This is a genomic window from Piscirickettsia salmonis LF-89 = ATCC VR-1361 (assembly GCF_000297215.2).
Taxonomy (GTDB): domain Bacteria; phylum Pseudomonadota; class Gammaproteobacteria; order Piscirickettsiales; family Piscirickettsiaceae; genus Piscirickettsia; species Piscirickettsia salmonis.
Window position 1 is genome coordinate 1 of sequence record NZ_AMFF02000105.1, and the last position, 20,907, is coordinate 20,907.

Annotated in this window: 14 protein-coding genes; 3 read left to right on the forward strand and 11 right to left on the reverse strand. The window is 38.4% G+C overall.

The annotated features are described in order from the left end of the window. Positions 1–74: 74 nt before the first annotated feature. Positions 75–3,476, reverse strand: a complete 3,402-nt coding sequence (locus C200_RS10230) for a UvrD-helicase domain-containing protein (protein ID WP_016210771.1) — start codon at positions 3,474–3,476, stop codon at positions 75–77. Further along, positions 3,473–6,166: a PD-(D/E)XK nuclease family protein gene (locus C200_RS10235; protein ID WP_016210773.1), complete on the reverse strand. Its 2,694-nt coding sequence runs from the start codon at positions 6,164–6,166 to the stop codon at positions 3,473–3,475. Before C200_RS10235 ends, C200_RS10230 begins: the two co-directional genes overlap by 4 nt. Positions 6,167–6,469: 303 nt before the next feature. Here C200_RS10235 and C200_RS10240 point away from each other — a divergent pair, with 303 nt between their 5' ends. Both C200_RS10240 and C200_RS10245 read left to right on the forward strand, forming a co-directional pair. Next, positions 6,470–7,972 carry a sugar porter family MFS transporter gene (locus C200_RS10240; RefSeq protein ID WP_016210769.1) on the forward strand — a complete coding sequence of 501 codons (1,503 nt, stop codon included), beginning with the start codon at positions 6,470–6,472 and terminating at the stop codon, positions 7,970–7,972. Positions 7,973–8,272: 300 nt separating this feature from the next. Further along, a complete protein-coding gene (locus tag C200_RS10245; RefSeq protein ID WP_033923762.1) occupies positions 8,273–8,506 on the forward strand; it encodes a hypothetical protein in 234 nt (77 codons plus the stop codon). A 127-nt stretch (positions 8,507–8,633) separates the two neighbouring features. Here the strand turns inward: C200_RS10245 and C200_RS10250 are convergent, their stop codons facing one another. After that, positions 8,634–9,443, reverse strand: coding sequence for a DUF1338 domain-containing protein (locus C200_RS10250; protein WP_032126667.1), 810 nt, complete (start codon positions 9,441–9,443; stop codon positions 8,634–8,636). 83 nt (positions 9,444–9,526) lie between these two features. Then, positions 9,527–11,080 (reverse strand): hypothetical protein, encoded by a 1,554-nt coding sequence (locus C200_RS10255; protein ID WP_016210772.1) that lies wholly within the window; start codon positions 11,078–11,080, stop codon positions 9,527–9,529. Between the two features lie 377 nt (positions 11,081–11,457). On the opposite strand from C200_RS10255, the gene C200_RS10260 reads away from it, so the two are divergent. Next, on the forward strand, positions 11,458–13,632 hold the full coding sequence (locus C200_RS10260) for a tetratricopeptide repeat protein (RefSeq protein WP_016210397.1): 2,175 nt from the start codon (positions 11,458–11,460) through the stop codon (positions 13,630–13,632). Here the strand turns inward: C200_RS10260 and C200_RS10265 are convergent. The 7 genes from C200_RS10265 to C200_RS10295 form a co-directional block, all read right to left on the reverse strand. After that, positions 13,629–14,303: a class I SAM-dependent methyltransferase gene (locus tag C200_RS10265; protein WP_016210388.1), complete on the reverse strand. Its 675-nt coding sequence runs from the start codon at positions 14,301–14,303 to the stop codon at positions 13,629–13,631. The two genes, C200_RS10260 and C200_RS10265, sit on opposite strands and share 4 nt — an antisense overlap. A gap of 25 nt (positions 14,304–14,328) precedes the next feature. Then, positions 14,329–16,320 (reverse strand): class I SAM-dependent methyltransferase, encoded by a 1,992-nt coding sequence (locus tag C200_RS14585; protein WP_016210399.1) that lies wholly within the window; start codon positions 16,318–16,320, stop codon positions 14,329–14,331. Positions 16,321–16,334: 14 nt separating this feature from the next. Continuing rightward, positions 16,335–16,676 (reverse strand): flagellar protein FliT, encoded by a 342-nt coding sequence (locus tag C200_RS10275; RefSeq protein ID WP_016210390.1) that lies wholly within the window; start codon positions 16,674–16,676, stop codon positions 16,335–16,337. A gap of 4 nt (positions 16,677–16,680) precedes the next feature. Then, positions 16,681–17,118, reverse strand: a complete 438-nt coding sequence (fliS, locus tag C200_RS10280) for a flagellar export chaperone FliS (RefSeq protein ID WP_032126670.1) — start codon at positions 17,116–17,118, stop codon at positions 16,681–16,683. Between the two features lie 25 nt (positions 17,119–17,143). Beyond that, positions 17,144–18,529, reverse strand: coding sequence for a flagellar filament capping protein FliD (gene fliD / locus C200_RS10285; protein ID WP_016210394.1), 1,386 nt, complete (start codon positions 18,527–18,529; stop codon positions 17,144–17,146). 110 nt (positions 18,530–18,639) lie between these two features. Then, positions 18,640–19,065: a flagellar protein FlaG gene (locus tag C200_RS10290; RefSeq protein ID WP_122940572.1), complete on the reverse strand. Its 426-nt coding sequence runs from the start codon at positions 19,063–19,065 to the stop codon at positions 18,640–18,642. 118 nt (positions 19,066–19,183) lie between these two features. Further along, a complete protein-coding gene (locus tag C200_RS10295; protein ID WP_032126669.1) occupies positions 19,184–20,761 on the reverse strand; it encodes a flagellin N-terminal helical domain-containing protein in 1,578 nt (525 codons plus the stop codon). Positions 20,762–20,907 lie beyond the last annotated feature (146 nt).

Genomic DNA, 20,907 nt, shown 5'->3' on the forward strand with positions numbered 1-20,907 from the left:
ATATCTGGAGTTTTACACCTTCAGAAAAAAAATCATCGCCTAACACAACGCAATCGATTAAAATTCAGACCCAATCAAATAAATTGCTGATAAACTACAAGTTGATCCAACCATGGAAAATACAATGCAGATTGCACAGTTTTATCACCTTTATCAATGAAAAGCTGCCAATAGCGCTTCATTTGACTCTCATAGTTCTTTTTTTCATTTTTTAAAAAGTCATCTATCTGTTTAACACTACTATTTATAGGAGGCTGAGCTGTTTTAAAGTCAATTATCCAACGTATACCTTGCTCATCATAAAAAGTTCGATCAATAACATGCCGATTGACACGCCCATATTTTTTATTTAAAAGAACATATTCAGAGCGTGCATTGATACGCCCAGGATCAAGCAAGTATGCCGCCAGCTCTGACTGTTCAATACATTTTATTAGCTTATAAATACTTTCTAGTGCATGGTCTTTTTTCAATCCAATCAGGCCATAGCGCCGCAATAAACTTGTTAATACCCTTGCATCACATACTGTCTTTTTCCACTTGCAAATACCTACTCGGCTTATTGCACATAACAACTGATGACAAACCTGGCCAAAAGCCCGTTCATTCATTGCATGCCAATGAAAATGCTCAGGTAACAGCATAGTATTATCAAAGCCGTGCACTTCATAGCGTTCTTGCTGACTCAAACAGTGTTCATATTGGTTAGCTCGCAAACCATAACGATCTGCTGATAATTGCCATGATAAAGGCAAACGGTAATTTTTTCTTTCTACTTCTTTTTTATTTTTATTAATATTGTCTATATCACAGTCACTCTCTGCTTGCTCTTGCTTCAATGTTTCAGCAATATCCCTTGCCAGCGGCCATAATAATTTAAAAAAACTTCCCTCAACCGGCAAACGTATATTATTTTTTTTATCGAACTTCACTTGAGCAAATAAATGCAATTCATTTTTTGCGCGTGTCAAAGCAACATAAAGCAAACGCATTCGCTCATGGCTATTTTTATCAACTTCAATACTACGAATATAATCATACAATGGATGAGTCTGACGCTTTTGCGGAATCGGTGCCAAAACAGGATCACCATAACCTTGAGATAACCACAATAACAACTCTTGAGAAGACTGACCTTGACCTTGATGTAACCGGGGCAGAATAACACAATCAAACTCTAAGCCTTTTGCCTTATGAATCGTCATCAACTGCACCCGAGCCTGACTATGCTGACTACTTACTTTTAATAAGCTGATACGTTTTTTTAAGGCTTCTAAGTCAATCTGCCCTCGCCGGCTTTCCTCATCAAATAAATCAAAAACACTCATTGCATCATTAAAGTCATTATAATCCGCTAAACTGGCACTGCCACCTAATGCTTCCCAAACTCCCTGAACCCAACACCGCAATGATAGCCGTCCACGCTGAAAAAATGCCTCTTTAATAATAGGAACAACTCTTGCTAACCTTATTTTAGCATCCTGACTCAAATTTAACTCTTGATAGCCAGCAACTACCTGCCATAAATTTTCTTGGTAATTTGCAATAATTTCTAAATCAGCGAGCATTAAGCCACACCAAGATGCGCGTAAAAATGCTAACCAGGCTAATCGGTGATAGGGCTGAGTCAATACCGTAATTAATGTCACAATATCCGTCGCAACCATGCAATCGGCAAGGCTTGCAATTTCCACGGCTTGATAAGCAATAGTTGATTTTTGTAGCGCCTGCATCACTTCATTTAAATGACTACGACTACGCACAAGTACAGCAATTTTCCCTTGTTTTTTTGAATTTAAATATTGACAAATTAAATCAACAGTCTGTTGGGTTTCTTCACGATCAGACTGTGCTAGATGAATTTGTACACCCCCATTTTTTTTCGCTAAACTTGCTTGAGAAACACTATAACATACAGCTCCCGTTGCTAAATTATCACTACGAGGGAAAAACTGCTGACATGCGCGGTTTACCCAATTGACAATATTCGCCTGCGAACGAAAGTTTGTTTTCAACACTAAGGGCGTCAGAATATGTCCGGCTAATCCCTTATTACGCACATCCAAAAATATTTCAACTTCTGCATGGCGAAAACGATAAATGCTTTGCATTGGATCACCAACAAAAAATAACGTCCGACCATCATCTGGCTGCCAACCTGCTGAAAGTAACTCAAATAAGCGCAATTGAACTTTAGATGTATCTTGAAATTCATCACATAAAATATGCGAGACTTTATAATCTAATGCCAACGCTAAATCAGTCGCACCACGCTGATCGGCTAATGCATCAAGCGCCCCTAGCGCCACTTGTGTAAAGTCAAGCTGGCGAGTATGACTAAACTGCAACCAAAGCTTAGCAACCAGCTCTTTTAATAGCAGACTAATAGACCAAAGTAATTGCCAGTCATCATCTCCATAACAAGGCGCAGGTAATTTCATCACTCGCTGCATTAATACTAGTAATTGTCCTTGTGATTCAATATTTATTGCCATCAGACTATTAACCAACTGCTTTAAAGCATAGCCAAATTGCTGCAGTTGCTCTTTTTCTTTACCACGGACACTAGACAATGCAGGAATACCCTGATTTTTATTAAAGACCTGCCTAAACTCTCCTCGTTGATTTAAAAAAAATTGGCAAAATGCCTGCCATTTTTTTAATTCATCAATATGACTCGCAGGCGAGGCCTGCCAATTTAATAACGGCTCATTAGCATACGCGCTGATTTTAGCAATTACCCCAAGAGTACTCTCACTAAAAAACTGTTCTATATTTAATAGATTTGCCAATGCACATAAATCTTGGTCAATTAATTTTGCTAATGCCTGTTCAAAAAACTGCCGTGCTTGCTTAGCATCACTTACCTCAAAAAAAGGCAACCAAACATGACGACTTTGCAACATACTTGCTAATAATGTTGCAGCATTTTGATAATCATTATGCCGATGTTTTAAAAACCGTTCGATTGCATTTTTTAACTCCGCCACAGGTCGACGTTGCAATAAAACACTCAATGCAACCTGTTGATATAATTCATTAACATTATCAGTAACAGCAAAGCCGCCCCCTAAAAACGCGGTATTGGGCAACTGAGCTGCCAATTGGCTAGACAAAGCATCGATCGTCATCACTCTTAGACGGGTTGGGTTTTCACACAATGACCAAACATATTGCCGATCACGTATCATTACCGCTTGGGCTAAATGCCACGTTTTTTTCTTATGACTCTCATCAGGCTCTGGCCCTTGTGCCGCAACTAAGCTTTCAAGTAAACGGTTTTTCATCTCTGTCGCTGCTTTACGCGTAAAGGTAATCGCTAAAATTTCCTCAGGCTGCTGCACAGATGCGAGTAATACAAGTAACCGCTGTATAAGTAACTCCGTTTTACCCGACCCTGCTGGAGCTTGTACAATAAACGATTCATTTACCGTTAAAGCGCGCGCGCGCTCACCGGCATCAATCAAGGCAGTCATTCATAACGCTCCTGAATACGACAAAGTGGTTTCAACTCGCAGTACTGGCATGCTTGTTCACAAGGAAATACACCAGCCTTACCGTCACCAAAATCGGCTGCTGCCTGCTCCAAAATAGTTTGCCAATGTGTCATTTGTTCTGACCATGACTCAGTTACTCTGTCTTTAAACTCACTCAATGCTTTTATCCGATGTTCTTTTTTATTTAAGCCAATATCCAGCCCTTGTTGGCTCACCAAGGCATTAAACTTACCACCTTCAGCAAGCACCTTAGCAAAACCAAAGCCCGCAACCTCTTTAGTCTGAGCCTGCACTTGCGTCAGCGCATATAAAGGTAACTGCGGCTCTTGCATCGGCGTATAAAACCACTGTGTCATATTCGCACTATCACTGGACTTATAATCCCAAAGTAAAATTCCAGCGCTAGTTTCATCAACACGGTCAATTCTCAGCTGAAAAGAAAAACCAGCTAAAAATAAGCTTCGTCGTGTTTCTATGCCCACAACATGAAATGGCAACTCACGCATTTTTTCCATATTGAGCCAATCGAATACCAACTCAGTTAAGCGTATACCTTCTAGCTGCCACTGCGTTTGACTGACCCCCTTGAGCTTTTTTTTCCAAGAACTAATGACACCTGCAACCACCTCAGTAACCAGCAGACGACAAGCGTCACTGCTTAGGTGCTGAAGCTCAACTGAATTTTGTAAGCGCTGCCATACACGATCAAGTACCGCATGCAATAATGTCCCCTGGTCTGCAAGTAGCAAACCTTCTCGTGCCGGCTCTGGTGCTCGCGCATTCAAGCGAAACATACCATACGCCTGAAAAGGGCAAGCGAGCTGTGAACGAATCACTTGCGTTCCACCACTGATCTCACTGCCATGCACCAATGCAGACCCTTGATCATCGGTGAATAGCTCCAAGGAAGCACCAAGCAAGGACTCTCGAAAGCTTAACTCAGAATGTGCCAATAACTGATTGACTTTTATCTTAGGAAAGCTTTGTACGAATGCACTCGGACGTAACTCAAGCTCTCCCATAAACTTAGGCGTGCTTATGATGACCTGATCCGCAGAGACCGTCAAACGCTTAAATAAACGCTCAGCAAGCTGTAGTTCACGCTCGGGTGAGCTGTGCGGCATATCATAATCAATTTGCAAGCGCGCTGGTAATAATGGGTGTAAACTCACCGGCTGTGGCCATAGGCCATCATAGAGCCCTGTCACCCAAAGTGCATCAAAGCGCTGCCCCGAAGCCTCGAGTAGCCCTAAGACATAAATAGACGTCAGATCACTACGCGTCTGGGTTACTTTCGTATATAAAGACTGCTTTAAGCGCGCTATCATTTCTAAATAAGTCAGTGGCTTGCAAAAGCCACTGAGACTTGCACACTCATCGAGTACTTCAGGCCATAATTTCGCCGCAATTTGATATTCTGCTGAATTCAGTACGCGCTCACCCGGCCACCCCATCATGAGTAACAAGCCACTGATCAAACTTGCCCACTGCTCCGTGGGGTAGCGCTTCTGATAGTGCTGCTTCATCAGCCGACTAGCAGATTTCAAGCCAGCCGATAATTGATTCCCCTCATAATCAGCAAGTAGAGTTAACAAGTATTTGACACTGACTGTCGCTTGCTTTTGTTCAATTAAACGACTCAAAACCGCTAGACGAAGCGCTTGCTCAGATTCAGCAGCCACTAAAAAAGGACTTTGTAATACCCGCTGCCAAAGCGCAATTTCTACCGGTTGACCACTAAATAGCATCAATACATCAAGCACCACTTGTACCAAGGGCTGCCCATCTAATCGATAACCACCAGAAATGCTCACCTTTTGCAGAGCATACGGTGATCCAGGCAAATGCTTTAATGGCGTAAAAACATCATTAAATACACGCTCAATACACGCACGCTGCTCAGTCAAATCAGGAATCACAATGCCAATGCTCCCTTCAGGGTGCTGGCGTGCTATCTGTTCTGCCCACTCTGCTGCTGCGTAAAACTCTTCCTCAGGTGTTTCAACCATCACCCGCTGCGGCCCTACCGACTGCTGCAGCTGACCGCCTTGATGATCAAACAAACTATATGGAGTAATACCAAGCTCTAGTAATTGAACCACCCAAGCGCTTTGTTGTGGTGTAAATGTATCAAAGCCAATAAAAACAATCGCATCATAATTAATAATTAACTGCCCATGCTTGACGGCCTCTTTTAACAGCGGCCAACGCTCGCAGCGAAGCTGCCAATGATTCGCTTGCAACTGCTGCTTGAATCGACATTGCCAGGCTAAAAAGCGCTCTGCATCATACTGCATGGGGTAATTCTGAATATCTTCAGGCGCAATCTGCCATTCACATAAGCGCTGATTCGCAGATATCGCCAAATTCACTAAGATTGATGTTTTACTAACATCTTCCTCAGTATCACTAATCACTTTTTCCCATAGAGCACACTCTTGTACATGATTTAGCACTAAAGGCAGCTCAGCTTTTTCACTTAAAGATAAAATTTCTAACTCATTCCATAATAAATCACACCAACTTGACCATGCGTAAATCGCCGGCTCCTCAACCACTGCTTGCTCTTGGCTAATAAAGCGCAAGCGATCTTGCAAACGTAAATTCGGTGTAATAATCAAACTGTCTTGCTTTAAAAGGTCAAGAACCAATAAATCTATTGCTTTCATTTAATCAAGTGTACTGATGATTTAAAAACCAATTATAAAGTATTCTGCATTAGCATGCATTGATGTAATCCCGTGTAAATTTTCTACATTTTCTTATTATTGTGCATCACAAAAACACTTGCCGTTGATTAATTTCTCCCTAAACCATATAATCGACGGTTAAGCAATCTAGATTCCACTCAATATATGAGCAGATTTCTTAGAGTTCGGTATTAATTTAGAGCTGCTGGCCCTTATTATGAAAAATACACTGTCAGCTGCCTGAATTATAGGGATATCCCCACTTAGGAGAAAAGGTAAACAATGGCTACTCAGTTTTCCACTCAGCTCAATCAACAACATCCCCCTCAGGGAAAGTACAAGTTTATTGTCTATCAAATCTGCATCATTGCCGCCTTAGGTGGTCTACTGTTCGGACTTGATATCGGCTTTATTGCCAACTCACTGGATGCAATCAAAACGCACTATGGCCTTAGCTTACAACAAGGCGAACACTATGCTGCTGTACTAGCCTATGGAGGCGTGGTTGGTGCATTATTAAGCGGAATCTTCGCACGCTTTCTTGGTCGTAAAAAGTCGCTCATTGGCTCAGGCTTGCTATTTACCCTGGCCTCGATTATTTCCGCAACCCTACCTCCTCTTGCTGTATTGGAATTTTGTCGTTTTATGATTGGCTTTGCTGTCGGCATTGCCTCGTTTGTCGTTCCTCTTTATCTATCAGAAACCGCTCCAAAAAGAATTCGTGGTGCGATGGGAACCTTGTTCCAGTTATTAATTACCATCGGCATTTTTTTAGTTGCTGTCAGTAATGTTTCTATTATTCACATTTTTATTAAACCGACAGTAACAATCCCTCTGATGTTTCTGGTGATCTCAGCCTTTGCCGTCATTATGTTTATTGGTGGTCTAACACTACCAGAGTCACCACGCTGGCTTGCACTAAGAGGCCGCCATCAAGATGCTAAAGCAATTTTAACTCAACTGCGCAACACCCAAGAGGAAGTCGAGGAAGAATACCAAGAAATCGAAAATAACCTGAACACACATACTCATAATTTATCTTCACTCTCTAAAGGTTATTTTTGGAAAATATTAATTTTATGCGTATTTATTCAATGTTTTCAGCAGCTTGTCGGCATCAATCTCATGATTTACTACTCACCCACAATCTTCGGTTATGCTGGCATGACCGGAATTATCGCCATGCTGCTGGTGCCTACGGTCAATATGCTCTTCACCTTCCCTGCACTAAAATGGGTGGAAAAATGGGGACGCAAAAAATTACTTTATATGGGATCTGCAACCATGTTCATCGCCATGATCGCAGCGGGGCTGTCTTTTTACACCATAGGGCAAGGCTCACCCAGTAACCTAGAAAAAGGCATTCTCTTTATTTCAGTTATTGTTTATATTTTCGGTTTCGCCGCATCATGGGGCCCCGTCGCCTGGCTGCTATGCTCTGAGCTTTTCCCACAAGAAGGCCGTGAAATTGGTATCACTGTCTCAACCATGGTGAACTGGACCTTTGCCGGCCTAGTCATGTCCACCTCTTTGACGATTATGCATACATTTGGTAACTCATCGATTTTCTTTATTTTCGCCACTTTGTGCTTACTGTCTCTCCTCTTTGTAAAAACATTTGTACCGGAAACCAAAAACATTATGCTAGAAAAAATTGAAGCTGACCTTAAAGCAGGCATCCCTTTAAATCAATTAGGCCAAGGTAGTTCATCAACATATAACCAACACACAAACGTTTTACAAAGTTCGACGAAGCCAACAACAACCAACTCAACAAATACATAAGCACTAATACTAAATATTCACATTATTATATACCTCTGTTACCTAACAGAGGTATTGATTCCCAACTCTACTAAGCGCTAACTTCTAAATAGCATGGACAAGAAATAACAATCAAAGTGCAGAAAAAAACAACTGTTTAAGAATATACAAAAGTTATAATATTTTTTATATTTTAAGTTTGACTTCTATCAAAATTAATAATTAATGCTATTTTAATTAGATTTAATATACAAAAACACTTACATTTAATATAAAATATTTATTATTCTTCCCTCCTTAAGCCCTTTTGGAGAGAGTCCTATGTCAGCACGAATGATGGTATGTCCTTATTGCAGTCACCAATCATATAGCGAACTTATTTTAACCTCAGAGCGTCTATTTGCTAAATGTAACACCTGCCATCGCCTTATCCAAACGGATGCTGGCACTTACTGTCTATTTTATGCACACAATGAGTACGCGTGCTCTTGCCAAGAAGATGAGGATGAAGACGAAGATGAAGGTTTTCAGCCCCATAACAAACTACACGCGTAATAACCGATATCAAGCCTTATCAAACTGTATATTAAAAAAGGGCCCAAGGCCCTATATCTATACCTAATATCTATCTATGGTCTATACTTTTAACTCACGCTTGAGTTAATTGAATAGCCAAAACAACTTAAGCGACCGCCCCGCTTTTATTCGTGCTTTCAAAAATCTTATCAGCAGAACTGGCGACAAAGCCTGTATAGAGCTTACCATCAACTTCATAACGCTGAGCAAATTCATAATAACAAGATGGGATTTTAAAAATACCTTCTAAAAACGTCACATCAATCTTGCCTGCCATTGTGCTGGACTGTTCCAAACCCACTTCTGTGCTGCCTTTGATCTCACCACCTGAGCTATTTAAGATCACTTTTTTAGACTTTAAAAATTCATTTAGTTTTTCTAATGTGTCATATTTTTTCAAGGCATTGACATTTACAGTAAAGTGATTGGCTTGAAAGCCAAAGGCATACACCCAAGCAGCATATTCAGACTCTTTTAATAACCCTTGATAAAGCTCATGCTTAATTGGTCCCCAAACTAATTGAGCCCACGGTAAGCTCTCAGCATGCAAAATATCGTGAGGAATTTGATCAATCGATGTCTTAACAACTTGCTGGAGCTCTTGACTAAACTCTTCTAACAACAATTCACTAATAAATATTTTCGGCTGACTCTCATCTTCATGCTCAAAATGTTTTGCATACAGTTTTTTTTCTTTGAAATGATACTCACCCGCTTCTTTATAGCCCTGGGCGATAAATAAGCGAGATAAACGGTCAATATTCACCCGAGGGTCATTAAACGTTCTAAGGGCGATATGGTCATTCTCAACGATCTCACCTTCTTTTAGCAATAAGTTATGAATTTTAGTTACATGTGGATTATTCTTCGTATAAGTTTCCCAAAAATTGGAAAAAATATCATCGAGTTTGCTCATTTTATGCTCCATGTAGAGATCAAAGTCACTCCATCTTACGATGAGTGCTATAGCAAAACAAGCGCTAATCCAACTAGAATGAACTAAATCAACTGCAATGCTAATGGCTTGATATGTTTCGCTTGACTTAAAACAGCATCACTCATTCTTAGACTAATTTCACGAGCGGTTAAACTCGCAAGTTCATCACTAAATTGACTCTGCTCAAATGCTTTATGCACCGATCGATCTGCCTTTTCAAGCCGGGCAATTTGATCGCTAATGCTTGCCTTTAAACTGGCGACAAACTCTGAAATCTTATTTAGACTTATCAAAGCACCTTCTGAGACACTCACCGTCGATCTGGCTGAAACTATATCTTCAACAGTCACATCATCTAACGCATGAAACACTGCAGGGTTAAACCCTGAATTAGCAAAAACACTTTGATTCACCCCATCACCTTGAATAGAAAAACTCACCTGACTCTCCAAACGCACATGCCCTGCGACCATCGCTGAGCGGTTTAGTGTAGTCTCTCCAAGCAAAGTCACCTTATTATCATTACTACTATCATCACTTTTGCTTATTAACATTAAATCAGGACCATAAGGACCACTTTGATAGTCACTCAACTGTATGTTTGCCCCAGTAGCATGGCTTAAACGAATCTGATTTTTTTCTGCAATCGAAGTAAATTCAGCTATAATCCCTGTTTGATCAGTCACTGAGTTAATTTGATCTAACAAAACGGTCAAATCACCCTCATCACTTATCGCCACCTCTATCAATTGGCTATTCGCATAATTGCCTAGCGTGGCTCCATCACCAGAGGCCAAATTAAAGCTCACTAGCGTTGATGCACTGATATTTTCAAGCTTTAAATCAACATGTGTTTGAGCAGACGCACTCACCGCGGTTTTTTCAGTCACTTGATTGATCAAACGAGAAACCCCTTCTGCAGATAGATCACTAACGAGACTTATATTTAAACCTTTATCTTTTTCATCACCACTCATCTTGAACTGATCACTATTAATCATTAATTTCTGCGCGGCTATGCCGTTAGAGACAGTAATCGAACTGGAAGGATTTAAAATTTGATTGGTCAAACTGCTCCCTGTTGTATCTAACACATAACGGCCTAATTGACGGCCCTGAGTATCACCAATTAAGATATTCAATGTTTCTGTGCTTAAGTTATCATCAAATAAAAAATAGCCAGCGAAACTACCATCCAATAATTTCGCTTGATTAAACACTGTTTGATTAGCAATATACTCATAACGTACTAGATTAGCTCTAACACTTTGATTTAATATCACGCGCTCATCTACCGTTTTAGCAATAGCACTCGCTTCTTCTGCACTTGCTTTAACCGCTTTTACTAAATTAATCTGCTCAGATAATGCACCTGCAGCAATTTCACTTATAGAAAGAGCGCCATTTGCACTTTGTATCGCAAACATACGCAGTAATACCTTTGCCTCAACATGTGAACGCGAGCTAATTGCAGCATGTTTTAAATGATCAGTAGAACCTGCGTCTTTAAACGCCACCGCCAAAGCGCTCTTTGCATTACTAGACAATACCGCTCGAGCATCTGGAAACTTCATATTGATGGCATCAATTTTCATATTAATCAATGAACTTTCCATACCCCAGCCTCATTGCAAACATCAAACCATTTGACCGTTAAAGTCATAGCAAGTTGCTCTGAGTCGGCAGATTTCAGCAAACTTTAGCATAATTTAACCAACTGATAGAGCTATATTCTTAAATTATAGCGCTCAACGAATAGTTTCTGACATTGACTTCATTACTTGACTAAGCGCTGTCTCTAAATCGTTTTTCCTTATTGTATTTTTTAACCTACTGATAGTATGTCAGAAACTGTTGATCGAGCGCTATAACACATTTATTAGTGAGTAAGTCCAAGTTAGCTTCTTGATAAATCAAAAGTTTGCTTATAAGCCACTCGTGCACTATAGGACTTAAAGAGCCCAGACTTTACCAAAACCAGAGTAAGCCAATAATGTCAGCGATTGATAACAACCAACAACTCTCGAAATACCATCAAAAAGTTACAGAACTAGTGAGCCAACACCAACAAGGGCTAAATTTAGAAAAAATCACCAATATTATCAATAAAATTTATACACTTTCAACACGCCATCATGGCCAGCAAACCCAGCTGAGTCACTACAATCAGCTCATTAGTTTCTTACAACAGGCTTTAGCTAAAAAAAACAGTAAAACACTGCACCAGGCTCTGTTGCACTGCTATATCACATTTGATCAAATAAGTTCAGGAATCGCATTTTATCAAAGCTTAAAGGTCAGTTTTGATAAGCATCTTATGCTAGCAAAACTCTTTAAAAAGCAAAATCAAGAAACTCAACACTATATTTATCATTTGGAAAAGGCGTTTTTCTTCAATATTCATGATGATGCTTTGCTTACACTTATTGCTGAAACCTATTCAAAAAACAAACAACACCTTGAGCTTCTAAGCTTTTATAATAAGTTACTCGAAAGAACACCCCACTCAGCAAAACTCTATTCATTACGCAGCGGTGTACTCATGAATCTTAATACATATAATCCCGCACGCGAGTCTGCCTCTCAAGCAATCCGGCTTGGTGCAGCAAACGACTTAGCAACTGCATCACACACCTTAACCAATGCACTGCTCTCTGGAGTCAATATAGATGAGATTGCTCGATTGCTTAAGGAAACAAAAAAACAAAACTATAATAACCATGTAATTACTCACTCAAGTATTATTAACTCACCTTCAACTTTTTTTTGTCAAGACCAACATATAAAATATGTTTTACTAAAACTAGACAAAAATCAACCGTATAAAAACATTATTATTAATAATATTTACCCTCAAATACTTGACCATAATATTGATATAGAAAAAAAAATGTCAGAAACTTTAAATACAATTCATCAAAATAAGTATAAAATTAATCTTGAAAAAGCGATACAAGAACAAAGAATCGCCTGCTTGCCCAGGCCATCGTTTTTTATGGAGTATTATAATTTAGATGAAGTAAAGCTAAAAAACTTTAGAGAAGCATTTTCAACACTCTACCAGCAAGAAAGAGAACGTCCACCCCATGTACATTCTAAAAATATAATCATATTCTGCGATCGTGCCTTGCCACTCTTCTTAAAGCACTTTAAAAGCCTATTAAACACCTGGAGTTATGATAAAAACCTATATATTGCCATCAATCCAGCATTTAAAAGCTTATTTAAAGCCAATGTTAACAACAACCACTGCCAACCATTATATATTAATGAAAAACATATTATCGATGATATTAAAAAGCTAAAGCCTGATCTAATCTTCTATTTTGAAATAGGCACGTCACCATTAAACTATATACTACCTTATTTAAGGCTATCATATACTCAAGCAACTGGCCTTGGCATTTCTTCATCAACAGGCCAACCTTCAATTGATTATATGCTACAGCAAAGCACTCTTTTACAAGAAGCTCAAGTCAATCACTTATATTCAGAAAAAATTATTTTTTCAAAAAATATCATCTTACAAAAACCAGACTTAAAGCTCACCCTCGAACCCGAGGGCTTGCCCTGTGGCAATATCTACATGTTTCACCATTATCACTTTAAAATCCATCCAGATATGGATGAAATAATTAAAAGCATCATATTACTCGATCCAAATTCCTGTATTATCATAGGCTATATGCCAACCTATGCCACTGTCCAAGCCATACAACAGCGCTTACTTCATAGCCTAGGTGATCAATTATACAAACAACATATTTATATTATGAAAGGTCAAAGCATGGAACAATTACTCGCTATTACAAAAAAAGCTGATGTTGCCCTTGATACTTTTTATTTTGGCATGGGGACAACCGCATTAGAATGCATATACAGTAATCTACCTATTATTAGCTATCCCTCTTCATCAAAAACCCATATCAGCCGAGTAGTTCAAGAAATATATATCAAGCTAGACTCTCATCTTATTAAAGATTATTGTATTGCTAACAGCAAAAGCGACTATATTAGTAAAGCGATTCAAATCGCAACAAACAAAGACCTTAATATAAAAATAAAAAATGAAATAAAATTAAATCTACATAAAATCAATCAAAATAAAATAAAAAATAACAACCAAAGTATAGAGGATATTATTTACTCAATCAGTGAAGAAATCTAACTAAAATCTGGCAGATCCTCAACATGCCAAAGTGCCATCACTAAATACTGCTGTACTGATCCGAATAACAAAACAGGATCAGGAAGGTTAAATGGTGGCAAAAATAAGTTGACAATTCTTCCCATAAGATAACCCTGCTCATAGCCCACGGGCACATCTTCATTGGTTCCTGGTACGTCGATATTTACCTGATTACCTCCAAGTACAGGAATAACCGGTGTAAAATAGCTATTTGCCATAAAGTACTTAGCTCCACTTTTTTTTATATTCGCAATCACCTGTTTTACATTGTCATTGGAAATATGCAAAAACAACTCTTTACAAAAAATTAAATCTGCAGTTGGGCAAGGGTCATTAATCATATCCAGGTGCATAAACACTCTATTCGCTGCCCCATATTGCTGCTGATTTTTCTTGATAAGAGACTGGACGATATCTCCGCCTATATACTGAGTGTTACCAAAATCAACTTCTTGCATAAAATTAAAATCACCACAGGGAACATCACAAAAGCTTTCTATAGCAAGATTTTTGCAAATAAACTCTACCCCCTTTCTAATATGAGCTGTTGCTGCTAAAGTTGACCCTGGCCCTGATGACGACTCATTATCTCCCCAAGATAAATCATTATTTTCATAAACTTCAGTAAATATCTTCTCATTGTTTTTCATAAAAATTCCAAATAGAGGCAATCACTTATTTCTTTTTGCACCAAAACTGATACATGCCATAAAATGAGTCTTCATTATTAGTTTCAAATTCACTCCAGCAATCAAGATCAAATAACTTTGACTCATCATTATCAAACTCAGTTAAAAACTTACTGCGCAAGTCTTTTGAAATATGAAAACCCATAAATTCAAGATTTAATTTTATTAGCATTTCTTTAATCTTTAGTAAAGTAAATTGCTCTTCTTGAACATGAGCGACCAAATCTCGAAACGTGCTAGCACTATAAAAATCAGACCATTTTAAAAATTTTTTATAAAAAGAATTTTTATGATTTAACATGCTCAATCTTATTTCATACAACTTTTTAATATCATAATTATCAGTTTCATTTTGATACTCTTGCCTAAATCGATTAATAGCGCTTCTAGCTATAGAACTATATAGACCTATTTTAATCACACCTCCTGGCTCTAAAATATTAACTAAATTCGCCCACCCTCTGAAAGGCTCTTTAAGATGATGAAGCACGCCAACACACTCGATATAATCAAATGTACCAAAACAGTCCTGATCAAGGTTAAGCAAGTCTTGCTGATAAAAATGAATATCTTTTAACTTAGACTGATTCGCCATATATTTGGCATACTGAAGAGAATGAATACTGATATCTATTGCAATCATTTCTTTATATAACGTATTTTTGCAAAAACCAACAACTTGCTTACCTGTCCCACAACCCGCAATTAATACCTTTGGCTTATGCTTATTATTAAAAAACTGAGTCTTCTCGTTATGACAAAAATTATTTAATATGTCGATTAATGGCATTTTACTCGTTAAGTAATTATTATATGTCCAACGTGGATACGGGTTTTCCTCATACATTTCCTTGACTAACACACTATCATTGCTCACCTGTAAATAGCTATCAATATCAATTAACTTGATTTTTTGGCTAATATTGATGACTTCAACCATGCTTTTTATATGCATATTATTATCAAAATCAAGACAAACTTTATCAAGGTACTCTTGTGATCTTTCAAAAAACATAAAACAGGCTAAGTTATAATAGCTGTGATTTATCTCTTTTATTTTATTTAAATTATTAGTATCTGCGTCATCATAAAAGAATATATATTCACATTTCCACGCTTGCTTTGATATAACAGAGATGACAAAAAATAGTTTATCAGAGCATTCGCCTCCTTGCAGAATAAAATCAAGCACTACTTTTCTTGCCTGTATTAAAAATAGCTCTAAAAAACTGCTGTTCATTTGAAATTTTTCAAGATAGTAATAGACTACTTTTGTATTTAAAGTAATGACAATATCATCTAAAGTGATTTCTTCAGTTTTTCTCTGTTGCAGTTCAATAAAACCTTGACTTTCAACAATCAACATGTGCACCACATGCTTAATCTGATCAAGCCCCCCTCGATCTTTCTCTAAAATGCACTCAATATCATTAATAATATTATCAACTTCTAAAATATCACTGGTTGCCATGATAGAAATCATATATAAATACAATGCATATATAGCGTTATTTTCATAATTTGACTGTTTAATAAATACATTAACTAAATTATACAGTGCAGCCCTAGAGATCTGACTATTTTTTTTGTGATTAATTTCACTAATCATCTTAATCGCTGTTTTTTTATACTCTATTAAATGACTTGGCTTATTTTCATATAAAATTGCAAAAAGAATGCTTTTAATACAGTCTAAATATTTATTATCATAATAAAGGCAAACGGCCAAATCATAAAAAGTCGTTGACTTTTTATTAACAGAAATCGCTTTATCAAAGAACACAGAAGCAGAGTTATAGTCTTGCCTGTCAAATGATATTTTCCCTAACAAAACCCAAGCATCATCAACAACATTACCATCCTTCTGTTTAATCTCATCTTCAATTAATGTCAGTGCCTGATCTAGATTGCCATTCGCATACTCTAAATATGCTTTTTTTATTTTTTTGTTTTTTGATTTTTTTAAAAAAGAGTCCATCGCTTAATTTCTCTTCAAGAATTTTTTAAATATTCATTCATACCTTTCATTACTTTATTAGCGTCACATAAATTTTTAGTGATATCTTCCTTCCTGTTCAAGCATATTTTCATTATCTGCTGATCTAATTCCATTAACAGCTCAATTTCTTCCGTTAAGTTTTCCTCTAAGCCACCATCTAAACTTGGATCAAAATTAGAGTCAAGATGAGAATCAGAATAAGCCACAAGCTTACTAATACATTTTGATCTTTGCATATCCATATCAATAAGTGACTCCCACTCCCCTTCTTCTGCTTTTAAAAGCATATTTTTCATAATTATTTTCAATTCTGCTAAATCTTCCCTGATAGACATTAGTTTATAAATTACCCTCTTTTGATTCTAAGCTATTCGCACTATGCTGCTCTTTTAAAAATTTTAATGCATCATCTTCAATCGCATCCCAGCCACTTTTAATTTCAGACATAGATTTAAATACATTATCTAAGCATTCAAGATCATTATTCATATTCGCACGTGTTAACTGGATCGACATATGTTGATATAGACTATCTAAACTTTTACTCAACCCAGCACCTTGCTCCATATCTAAACTCATCCTAAGTGCATTAACAATTTTTAGCGTTGCTTGAATCAAATCACACTTTTTTTCCACTTCATTATTTTCTATCGCACTTTTTGTCGCTAATACTCTAGACAATACGCCTTCCATCAGTAACTGAACAATACGATAAGGATTTGCATCAACCTCTGATCTGGCCACCGTACTTTTGTACTCTTGAATTCCTCTATTCATTGTTATCAATCTCCAAAATCACCGGTTAACTATTAGAAGACGATTGCTTCACAAAACCAGGTAAATTCTTTAAACTACTCTCCAAAGATGCACTGGTACTGGATAATTGACCTAGCAAGGTATCTAATGCAGTAAATTCCTTAGTCACACGCTCTTGATAACCTATAATATAAGCAGTCAACTGAGCCGTTTCAGTACCAATTCTTTTCAGGCTATCATCTAAGCCATCCAGTTGTGACTGAAAGATCCCGGTTGCACTGGTATACGAGCTAATCACAGTGTCAATTCGCTGACCAAAGCCATTCCCTTTATCCGTTAAAAAACTAATAACTTCATCTGCATGATTTGCTAATTCACTCTCTAATTTAGACGAATCAAAACTTAAATCCCCGCTGCTGTCCATGCTAATGCCAAGCTGAGTAATATTAGTAATTTTTGTATTGACTGAAATATCATTAAACATATTGCGCATCAAGCTTCCAGTTAAACTGCGCACAATACTATCACCAAACAATGCTCCAGATTCTCGTGTTTCTGTATTATAAAAAGTTAAGTCTTTAATTTTTGTATTCAGTGCATTATATTGCTTAACAAAATCATTAATTACTGCACTAATACCACTATTGCTTGTAGAGATAGTCAGTTTCTCAGTTTCACCAACATTGGCTTTTACCGCTGTAATCGAAACATTATCGATTACATTTTCAAAAGTATTGGTTGAACTTGTTGCCGTAATTCCATCAACTTGAATTGAAGCATCAGCCCCGGGAGTCGCTGCATCTGCTTCTATATTATTGACAAAGGCGGTTAAGTTTGCCGTTCCCCCTGACTCACTGATAGTCAGTGTTTTATTACCTGTAGCATTTGCAGTTAAGACTAAATCTGAGCCTGAAACACCATTGATTACCGTGGCCGTCACGCCAACATTATCATCCGCATTATTAATTGCATCACGAATATCGCTTAACGTACTATTAGCAGCATCTATAGAAATATCAAAACTTGAACTCTCCAGTTCAATAGTTAAAGTCGCAGTCCCTGAATCTTGTAGATTGAGTGTTGGACTAAAAGCATTACTTGATTTTTTACTTACTGCCGTGGCCAATGCACTCACTTCAACCTCATAACTCGCAGCCACCGCCCCCTCTGATGCCGTCGCAGTAAAAACTGTTTTATCTGCCGATGTTGCTTTATAGCTGACAAAATTTGTCGAATCTTTAAGCGCTGCTGACGCCGATGCAAAGCCTGAAGCGGTATTTTTCAGCTCGCCTAATGCTGAAATTTCTATATCAACTGCATTTTTACGCTTTGCTAATAAAAATTCACGAGGAGCCGCTTCTGCTTGAACGAGCTGACTAATCAAGTTCTGGATATCAAGGCCAGAACCTACACCGGATACTGAAAGCCCCATATCAATACTCCTCTATGATTTATATATATTTCTATAAAAACCACAAAAAATGACGCAAACTTCATGCCACTCTTCACTCATTTTACTAGCTTTCATCTTACCACCTTAATTTAGGCACGAAAATTAGCGAGTAATGACAAAGCACTTTCATCACCCTGCTCGCGCAAGGCTTTAATTTGAGCATGAATTTTCAGCACTTCTTCAGAGGGTACCTGGCGAATCACCTCACCGGTTTCCTTATCTTGCACAAAAGCAACGGCTTCATCAACATCATCACGCAATTCAAAGCTCACTTTCTGCCCATGAATCGGTTGAATAAACTGATTAATGTCAGCAATGGCTTGCTCAATGCGTGCTCTCGATTGCACCTCAGTCACCGGCTCTGCCTGCTCAAGCTCCTGCAGTACGTGTTCTTGTTCTTTAATTTCTTGATTTAAACGTGCTAAACGCTCAACTTCATTAACCTTTATTTTGGCTGGTGTTGCTGCCGTCTGTTGCGTACTTTGAGTCGATATGGATGTATGTTCAATTTTCATGATCATACCTCCTTAGTTTTACAATAAGGTGAAGGGTGAAGGGAGCCACGCCCCCTTAGCCTTATTAGTTTACAAACATTTTACTTATTCATTCCTCTACAGACTTACTCTATGAAAGCTAGATAAGTGATAGTACGGCGGCTGGAATCTGGTTGGCCTGAGCCAACATCGCTGTACCCACTTGCGAGAGGATCTGCAATTTAGACAGATTTGCTGTCTCAGAAGCAAAGTCTGCATCCTCAATTCGTCCACGCGAGTTTGTCGTATTCAACTGTTGGTTCTCAAGGTTTGAGATTACAACATTTAATCGATTCTCAATCGCACCATTATTCGCTTGAGAGTCGGTTAGGCGGTTCAGTGCTTGATCAAGCGCAAAGATAGCCGATTTTGCCTCAGCAGTGGTTTTAATATCAGAGTCCGCTACCGATTTAAAGCCTGAAGCATCAGCTACTACGGTACCAATATCAGCCACGGCAGATTGCAAGGTAAAGGCTTTAGAAGAGTGATACTCAACAATACCTGTTGCAATAAAGCTATCATTACCACCAGCATCTTGCAGTACCGAAGTTGCTGTACCATCTTGCTCAGTTAAAGTCATAGTACCGGCTGCACTAGAATCAAAAACAGCTAAGGAGATATTTTGACCATTTTCACTCACTAACGTCATCGAACCTTTATCAGTACCACTCAATTCAGCAGTCACTCCGTGAGTCCCTGAAGTATCATTAATCGCCTGAGCTAACGCACTTAAGTCACTGGTATCAGCAATCGTCGATGAAATTGTAGCAAAACTGTAGTCAGCTGCGACACTACCGGTACCTGAGCCTAAGCTAAAACTCACATCACCCGCTGCGGTTAAGCCACTTAAGGTCACCTCAGTACGCCCTGTTGCTGTCACCCCATGATCACCTGAGCTATCACTCACCGCTTTTGCAATCACCGCAGCCGACATACCTGCTGAGGTTGTTGTTGCAGTAGCCAGTCCAAATGAACTTCCTGCCGCACCAAAATCAGCATCCGCTAAGGCTTTCGTTCCTAAATGTCCAACAACGGTTAATGCAGAGGCTGCAAGAATTCCATTATCAACATCTTGACCAGTCCCCAAAGTAGCAGTTCCTAAAGCTGTCGCTACCATTTCAAAGTCAAATACAGCTCCACCTGCATTCACTGCGGTAGTTTTATAATCACCAACCGCGGTCGCACGCGAATCAGCAAAAGACATGGAAATCGTTTCTGTCGTCGTAATCCCCACTTGAAACTGTTTCCCTGCAAATGAGCCATCTAATAATGATTGACCATTAAACTTAGTACTTTTTGCCGTTTCAGTAATCGATGCAGATAACTGCTTAAACTCAAGACTCAAGTTAACGCGGTCAGAAGAACTATTCGTATCATTCAATGATTGCAAGGCCAATACTCGCATCCGCTGTAACGAGCTGATATTTGTATTAATTGCAGACGATGCTGTTTGTACCACAGAAATACCATCATTCGCATTTCGTGCAGCCTGACCAAAACTTAAAATATCACTGGTTTGACGTGCGGCAATTGCATACCCTGCGGCATCATCGGCAGGACTATTAATCCGTTTACCCGTTGCTAAACGCTGCAAAGTCGTCTGTAAAGACATATTTGTCTCGTTAATACGATTTTGCGCAAGCAAGGAGGTGAAGTTGGTTACAACTGAAAGTGCCATTTTGTTAACCTCATTACGACCTGAATTATTGGGAACCCCCAATCATCCATGGTTGCAATGGGCCATCATTGGCACAGGAACTCTAACACTATGTCAGGCTTTGTATCGGCCAGTGATGATAAACACTTTAGTCTTCAAACAATCTT

What these genes read in the sequence shown, in the direction of transcription:
- C200_RS10230 (WP_016210771.1), bottom strand. Translation starts at nt 3,476, where the DNA reads ATGACTGCCTTGATTGATGCCGGTGAGCGCGCGCGCGCTTTAACGGTA.
- C200_RS10235 (WP_016210773.1), bottom strand. Translation starts at nt 6,166, where the DNA reads ATGAAAGCAATAGATTTATTGGTTCTTGACCTTTTAAAGCAAGACAGT.
- C200_RS10240 (WP_016210769.1), top strand. Translation starts at nt 6,470, where the DNA reads ATGGCTACTCAGTTTTCCACTCAGCTCAATCAACAACATCCCCCTCAG.
- C200_RS10245 (WP_033923762.1), top strand. Translation starts at nt 8,273, where the DNA reads ATGTCAGCACGAATGATGGTATGTCCTTATTGCAGTCACCAATCATAT.
- C200_RS10250 (WP_032126667.1), bottom strand. Translation starts at nt 9,443, where the DNA reads ATGAGCAAACTCGATGATATTTTTTCCAATTTTTGGGAAACTTATACG.
- C200_RS10255 (WP_016210772.1), bottom strand. Translation starts at nt 11,080, where the DNA reads ATGGAAAGTTCATTGATTAATATGAAAATTGATGCCATCAATATGAAG.
- C200_RS10260 (WP_016210397.1), top strand. Translation starts at nt 11,458, where the DNA reads ATGTCAGCGATTGATAACAACCAACAACTCTCGAAATACCATCAAAAA.
- C200_RS10265 (WP_016210388.1), bottom strand. Translation starts at nt 14,303, where the DNA reads ATGAAAAACAATGAGAAGATATTTACTGAAGTTTATGAAAATAATGAT.
- C200_RS14585 (WP_016210399.1), bottom strand. Translation starts at nt 16,320, where the DNA reads ATGGACTCTTTTTTAAAAAAATCAAAAAACAAAAAAATAAAAAAAGCA.
- C200_RS10275 (WP_016210390.1), bottom strand. Translation starts at nt 16,676, where the DNA reads ATGTCTATCAGGGAAGATTTAGCAGAATTGAAAATAATTATGAAAAAT.
- fliS (WP_032126670.1), bottom strand. Translation starts at nt 17,118, where the DNA reads ATGAATAGAGGAATTCAAGAGTACAAAAGTACGGTGGCCAGATCAGAG.
- fliD (WP_016210394.1), bottom strand. Translation starts at nt 18,529, where the DNA reads ATGGGGCTTTCAGTATCCGGTGTAGGTTCTGGCCTTGATATCCAGAAC.
- C200_RS10290 (WP_122940572.1), bottom strand. Translation starts at nt 19,065, where the DNA reads ATGAAAATTGAACATACATCCATATCGACTCAAAGTACGCAACAGACG.
- C200_RS10295 (WP_032126669.1), bottom strand. Translation starts at nt 20,761, where the DNA reads ATGGCACTTTCAGTTGTAACCAACTTCACCTCCTTGCTTGCGCAAAAT.